Source organism: Pseudomonas sp. P5_A2_2, from assembly GCF_054177685.1.
Genome location: NZ_JBGCUL010000323.1, coordinates 1 through 4,835, shown reverse-complemented (window position 1 = coordinate 4,835; position 4,835 = coordinate 1). Strand labels below are relative to the sequence as shown.

The window sequence follows — 4,835 nt, the reverse complement described above, 5'->3', positions numbered from 1 at the left end:
CTGTAACCACGGGCACAGCTACTGAAGTGGTTGGAGCGGGTGCAGCAGCTAGGGCACGCAGGCGGGCCAGTTCTTCCTGGTCACGTTGATACTGTGCGTCGCGTTCACGCTGTTGGCGTTGCTGTGCTTCCATGTCGCGGCGCTGCTGGTCCAGCTCGTCCTGCTGTTGCTTCAAGCGCTTGCGGTCTTCTTCGGCGCGTTGCTTGCGCAACTCCTCTGCTTCCGCGTCGGCAATGCGCCGCTTCTCGCGCAGCTCGTCGAGTTCCTTCTGCTGGGCCAGCAGCTTGGCGGCAGCCTCTTCTCGTTCAACGGCAGATTTGTGTAACGTTTCAAGCTGATCAATGGCGTTGTCGCGAGCGATGGTGCCTTCAGCTTCGAACTCGGCATATTCTTCGGGCAGGATCACCGATTCCTTGACGCCTTGCAGAATGCTTGCGACATCTGCAGCGCTACGGCTTGCGTATGCGGCAGCGACGGAACTGAAGCGGGTTATCTTCACCCGGATGGCTTCGACACGTTCAGCTTCGACACGCTCGCGCTCGGCCTTGGCGTCAGCTACACGCTTTTCTTCGGCCTTGATTGCTTCGTCAACAGGCACCTCTATCGCCAAGACTCGATCCTTCAGCACCTCGCCGAATTCCTTAACCTGATTGACGCGAGCCTGGGCATCCTTGACCTTCTGCTGATAGGGAATCAGCGCCGTCTTGGTGGTGTTCGCCAGGGCATAGCGCACGTCGCGGATATCGACGCGAACTTCCTTCGCATTCGCCAAGCCTTCGCTGGTCGAGCAATCAACGACCAGCTTTCCGTAAGTGGTCTCCAGACGAACGATCTGCTCCTCGTGCGGCCGATATTCAGCGATGTCGGTGACGGCAACCGCAGCGACTACAGGTGTTTGTGCGTCGTCGGTTTCGCTCATTTCGAGCGATTCTTGTGCGAGTGCTTGTTTAGTATTTGCGGACATGACAACTCCTTGCCGCGCGGTGCGCAGCCTTGAAGGGTGTGGGGGTTATTGAGTGACGCAATCAGCAAGGGCGCTGAGCAGCATCAGGAAAGCGAAGACGGTGATGGCGGGAAAGGAACCGCGCCAGATGAGCAGGCGCCTTGCCCGCTGTCGCTGAGTCATGACAGCCGCGCGATGAGCATCCCGCGCCGAGACTGGATCTTGATGCGGGTTGGCAGATCAGCGACCAGAAAAAAGCCCTGTCGGTGCAGGGCTTCGGTCATTGCTTTGGCGTTGCGGGCGATGATGGTCATGCTGCGACTCCCTGCTTGATCGATGCGTTGTAGGTGGCGTAGATCTGGTCAATGCGCGCCCTGTAGTGCCGGTGCTCGCCTTCAGTGATGACGCGCAGCAGGAAGGCCAGGGTGATGGCCGATGTCGCCGCTGAGCTGGCGTTGGGTTTGCCGAGGTCGCGGATCATGTTGTCGATCTCGCCCTCGATCCAGGTAGTCGCCGTCTGGTGATTGCGTTGCTCAACGTTCATGTGCGCCTCCGCTGGGTGGGCAGACCATTTCCATTTTTGCCATGGCCAGGCCGATGCGCCGCTTGAGGCTCTTTCGCTCTTGCAGCAAGCGCGCTTCCCGATCGGCCAACGCTTGAGTGCGGATCTGCTCGGCAGCTTCGTAGTCGTGGAATTCTTCGGGATTCGATTTCTTCTCGCGCCCCCAAGCGTCGTGGCGCCTGTCCCACTCTCGGGCCTGAGCACTGTCTGCATAGCTGGTTGCCATGGTCGCCTCCAAGAGTGGCGGGTGTTGATCCAACAAAACCCGGCTGCACTCATCCATTCCGCTGGTTGCCGTTGGGCGCGGAGGGGAGTGCATGCGGGTGGTGTCGGGAGAGAGTTGCCCAGGCCCGCTGCTGGCGACGGCCTGGGTGTGCAGCATCGAGTTGTCTTCTGCGCGAGGGTGGCCTACCGGAATCCCGGCCGATGCGCGGTGACATCGACGACCTACTGTCCGCTGCCTGCCAGGTGTTGGACGCAGCCTTCAGGCTTGCCGCGCCACGCGGGTGAATCGCTTACTGGTACATGGCTGCCAATCCTCCGTGTTGGGTGAGCTGAACAATGCAGGTGGCCGGTATAAGCCGGAGATYCGTCCGCACTGGCTGTAGGGATGTGGGTTCATCAGCCGTGAGTAATTGATAGGTCGCTGATGATGCAGATCGAGGCGTCTTCAGGGTCGGTCGTTTCGGAGTAATCGATCTGGTTGTAAACGCCACCGTGGAAGGCGAGCGTTTTCGTGTCCCAGGTACTGTCGAGACGCATGAATGCGGAAGTGGATTTGGCGCCGTTGCAACTCGCCGACACCGAAACGGCACCGTTTGCATTCGCGTGAATGTTGATTTTGAACAGTGCACCCAGCGGCACGTTTTCCAGCACCGTTGAGTTAACTGGGTCGTCTTGCAGGTAGCTCGACCGGAACCCCATGGTGATTTTGCCCTTGTTCCAAAACACCTTCACTGGAGGGCGTTCGGAACCCTGTACATGAATCTGGCCAATCACCACTTTCTGCAGCGAGTTGACTTTCGTTAGTCGCATTTCTTGCAAGCTCCAGTGATCGGCGGCGCTGGAGAACAGCCAATAACCGGGTTCCTTCCACTCGCAGCGCGTACGTTTTGTGCTCTTGCTTGAGGCGCCAAGGGTTGGCGCGGTCATCTGAAGCGAACCGTCGGGAAGCATCGATACGACGTCAGGGCATTCGATCAGTGCACGCCACCCGATCAGTTCCAGGGCGATCGGGTTGGTCTCGGAAATAGGAAGCGGGGTGGCGATGGTGTAGTTGCTGATGTCTACAGTCATGGGTCGATCCTTTAGTTCATTTGATGTCACCTTGCTCTGTTGAGCCTTTCGTTTGATGCAGGCCTACATCCCGCTGCCCACTCAGTGAATGGGCAGAGGTGATGCATTCAGCCTTCACAAGACCATTGATGGTGGTTTGCATGCTCTTCGCTGCAGAACGGCAGGTTCTGCTGACGAACGTATTTCTTGTTGCGCACTTGGTCGCATTCCCGATCGATGATGTTTTTGTCGATCACTGGGTCAGCGGGCTGACCGCAGCGAGTGCATTTCGTAGGCGCCGCTGTCGCTGGCTCACTCATGGCTGTTGCTCCGGTTGTTTTCCCAATGCACCCGGGCAACCAGGTGCATCAGTGAAATGTTCCGTTCCTGCTGGCTCTGCTTATCGGGTCATTCACGCGGTTTGAGCATTTCGCTCTAGTCAGCTGTCGAGGTGATCCTCGCGTTGGTAGCCTTTCGGGGCTATCTGATCTCCGGTCGCCGTAGAGGCAGTGCCGTCTTTGTTCGTATTGCGCTGATTGTTAAAGAGCGGTCAGGCCCTTTGAGGCCCTTCGCAGTGGTTGTGTGTCGCTGCGATGGGTGTAAATTAGCAATCGCTAATTGGCCCGTCAATAGCAAATGCTAAATAATTTACGCGCGGTGATTACGCGCTATTCAACTGTCGGTTCCTGGGTGGTTACATTTCAGTAAATGTCCGGCTATGATCTCTCTGTCACTGTATGAATATACAGCTATATAGGGAAGGATTTGGAATGGCGAAGAAGCAGGCTAAACCGGCAGAACGGCAGGAAATGAGCGGCATTGAGCGGCTTGGCCTGAGGGTTTCATCAATGATCAACCACCCGATCGCGCAAGATCAGCGCTGGGTGACGATTCACCGCCTGGATACGGACGGAGATCGGGAATGGGAAGAGGTTATGGGCTTGCTATCCGAAACGGACGGCATAGACATGACGTTCAACGATGATGAGTCGGTTACGTTGAAGTGGGAAGCGTCATCGGAGAACGATCACCAGGTTGAAGTGCATGACGAGTTCTTGGCAGTGGAGGAGGTCGCGCCTTTCTGACAGGCAAAGAAAAGCCCGCTTTTATGGCGGGCCGCAGATTCAGATCGGGAAGGGCACTACAAGAAGCCCGGCGCTGGGCCGGGCTATTAGGCAATAAATACCAGAGTGCGTATCAGGCAGCCCTTTCTGCATTCTCCTCCCAGCTTTTCTGCAGGATGCTGGACTGTAGAATGTTGGACGCGGCAAGAGAAATACGCTTGATGCGTACATCCTCTCCACTCAACGGTTCTGTCCTGGTCTCGCAATCGAGGGTACAGTTCTGCCGTAGACTTATCATCGCGTGACTTGGAATGGGCCCGCTAGTAAGCGCTTGAAGCTGCTTAAGTCGATGCGTAAGTCGGCGATGACCTACGATCATTTGATATGGCTTAGCCTTTTCATCGGCATCAAGCCAAAATGAGTAGGCGAGATCTTCCAAGTCGGATAACGCTTTTACACAATCATCAATGGAATCGTGTATATCCTTCACTCGTGCCAGATTTCTAGAGTTTGCTGCGTTTACCCGCCACCCAATAATGGTGACTATTAAACCAAACATCGCAAACAAGATACTTATAATCCAGAATGCAACTTGAAATGTGCTAGATACCATACCTATTCCTTTAGAGCCTGTATGGCATCGTTTATGTATTCGGAAACTTCCACTATCAGAGAGGGATCTTCTTCCGAAACCAAATTTTCAATGATCCCCCTCATAGTTTGCTCTGCAACTCCTAGCCTAACGAGACCGCCGAAGGCCTCTTCGAGGAAAGATGAGCCATATCCGGCAGTTCCATCCAGATGTATACGAAAAGTTTCGTTTGGTGAGTCTTGAATTGCTTTATATAAAACTTCATCTCTGAAGCGTTCACCTGAATTCGGGCCGATTGATTCTTTTCTCGGTCCCGGAAATTCACTAAAGCTTTTAACGTAAATATCTTTCATTTTTGCAAATCCTTCACTTGGATTGCCCATTCAACAAGCGTACCAC

General features: G+C 55.0%; 8 protein-coding genes. 1 reads left to right on the top strand and 7 read right to left on the bottom strand.

Features of this window, described 5'->3' with window-relative positions; translation table 11 throughout:
• From ACXRVY_RS17425 to ACXRVY_RS17400, 6 genes are all read right to left on the bottom strand, one after another.
• On the bottom strand, positions 1–964 hold a 964-nt coding region (locus ACXRVY_RS17425; protein WP_458237850.1), incomplete at its 3' end, for a hypothetical protein.
• Positions 965–1,122: 158 nt separating this feature from the next.
• Positions 1,123–1,257, bottom strand: a complete 135-nt coding sequence (locus tag ACXRVY_RS17420) for a hypothetical protein (protein ID WP_263286762.1) — start codon at positions 1,255–1,257, stop codon at positions 1,123–1,125.
• Positions 1,254–1,487 (bottom strand): hypothetical protein, encoded by a 234-nt coding sequence (locus tag ACXRVY_RS17415; protein WP_457265785.1) that lies wholly within the window; start codon positions 1,485–1,487, stop codon positions 1,254–1,256. Before ACXRVY_RS17415 ends, ACXRVY_RS17420 begins: the two co-directional genes overlap by 4 nt.
• A complete protein-coding gene (locus ACXRVY_RS17410) occupies positions 1,477–1,731 on the bottom strand; it encodes a hypothetical protein (protein WP_457265784.1) in 255 nt (84 codons plus the stop codon). The genes ACXRVY_RS17415 and ACXRVY_RS17410 overlap by 11 nt, the downstream gene beginning before the upstream one ends.
• 395 nt (positions 1,732–2,126) lie before the next feature.
• A complete protein-coding gene (locus tag ACXRVY_RS17405) occupies positions 2,127–2,801 on the bottom strand; it encodes a polysaccharide lyase family 7 protein (protein ID WP_458237849.1) in 675 nt (224 codons plus the stop codon).
• Positions 2,802–2,908: 107 nt separating this feature from the next.
• Positions 2,909–3,100, bottom strand: a complete 192-nt coding sequence (locus tag ACXRVY_RS17400) for a hypothetical protein (RefSeq protein ID WP_457265782.1) — start codon at positions 3,098–3,100, stop codon at positions 2,909–2,911.
• A 450-nt stretch (positions 3,101–3,550) separates the two neighbouring features.
• On the opposite strand from ACXRVY_RS17400, the gene ACXRVY_RS17395 reads away from it, so the two are divergent.
• Positions 3,551–3,865 carry a DUF1654 domain-containing protein gene (locus tag ACXRVY_RS17395; protein WP_457265781.1) on the top strand — a complete coding sequence of 105 codons (315 nt, stop codon included), beginning with the start codon at positions 3,551–3,553 and terminating at the stop codon, positions 3,863–3,865.
• A 594-nt stretch (positions 3,866–4,459) separates the two neighbouring features.
• Here ACXRVY_RS17395 and ACXRVY_RS17390 read toward each other — a convergent pair.
• Positions 4,460–4,789, bottom strand: a complete 330-nt coding sequence (locus ACXRVY_RS17390; RefSeq protein ID WP_457265780.1) for an STAS-like domain-containing protein — start codon at positions 4,787–4,789, stop codon at positions 4,460–4,462.
• Positions 4,790–4,835: the final 46 nt, after the last annotated feature.

Coding starts and splice junctions, on each gene's coding strand:
- ACXRVY_RS17420 (WP_263286762.1), bottom strand. CDS start 1,257: ATGACCATCATCGCCCGCAACGCCAAAGCAATGACCGAAGCCCTGCAC.
- ACXRVY_RS17415 (WP_457265785.1), bottom strand. CDS start 1,487: ATGAACGTTGAGCAACGCAATCACCAGACGGCGACTACCTGGATCGAG.
- ACXRVY_RS17410 (WP_457265784.1), bottom strand. CDS start 1,731: ATGGCAACCAGCTATGCAGACAGTGCTCAGGCCCGAGAGTGGGACAGG.
- ACXRVY_RS17405 (WP_458237849.1), bottom strand. CDS start 2,801: ATGACTGTAGACATCAGCAACTACACCATCGCCACCCCGCTTCCTATT.
- ACXRVY_RS17400 (WP_457265782.1), bottom strand. CDS start 3,100: ATGAGTGAGCCAGCGACAGCGGCGCCTACGAAATGCACTCGCTGCGGT.
- ACXRVY_RS17395 (WP_457265781.1), top strand. CDS start 3,551: ATGGCGAAGAAGCAGGCTAAACCGGCAGAACGGCAGGAAATGAGCGGC.
- ACXRVY_RS17390 (WP_457265780.1), bottom strand. CDS start 4,789: ATGAAAGATATTTACGTTAAAAGCTTTAGTGAATTTCCGGGACCGAGA.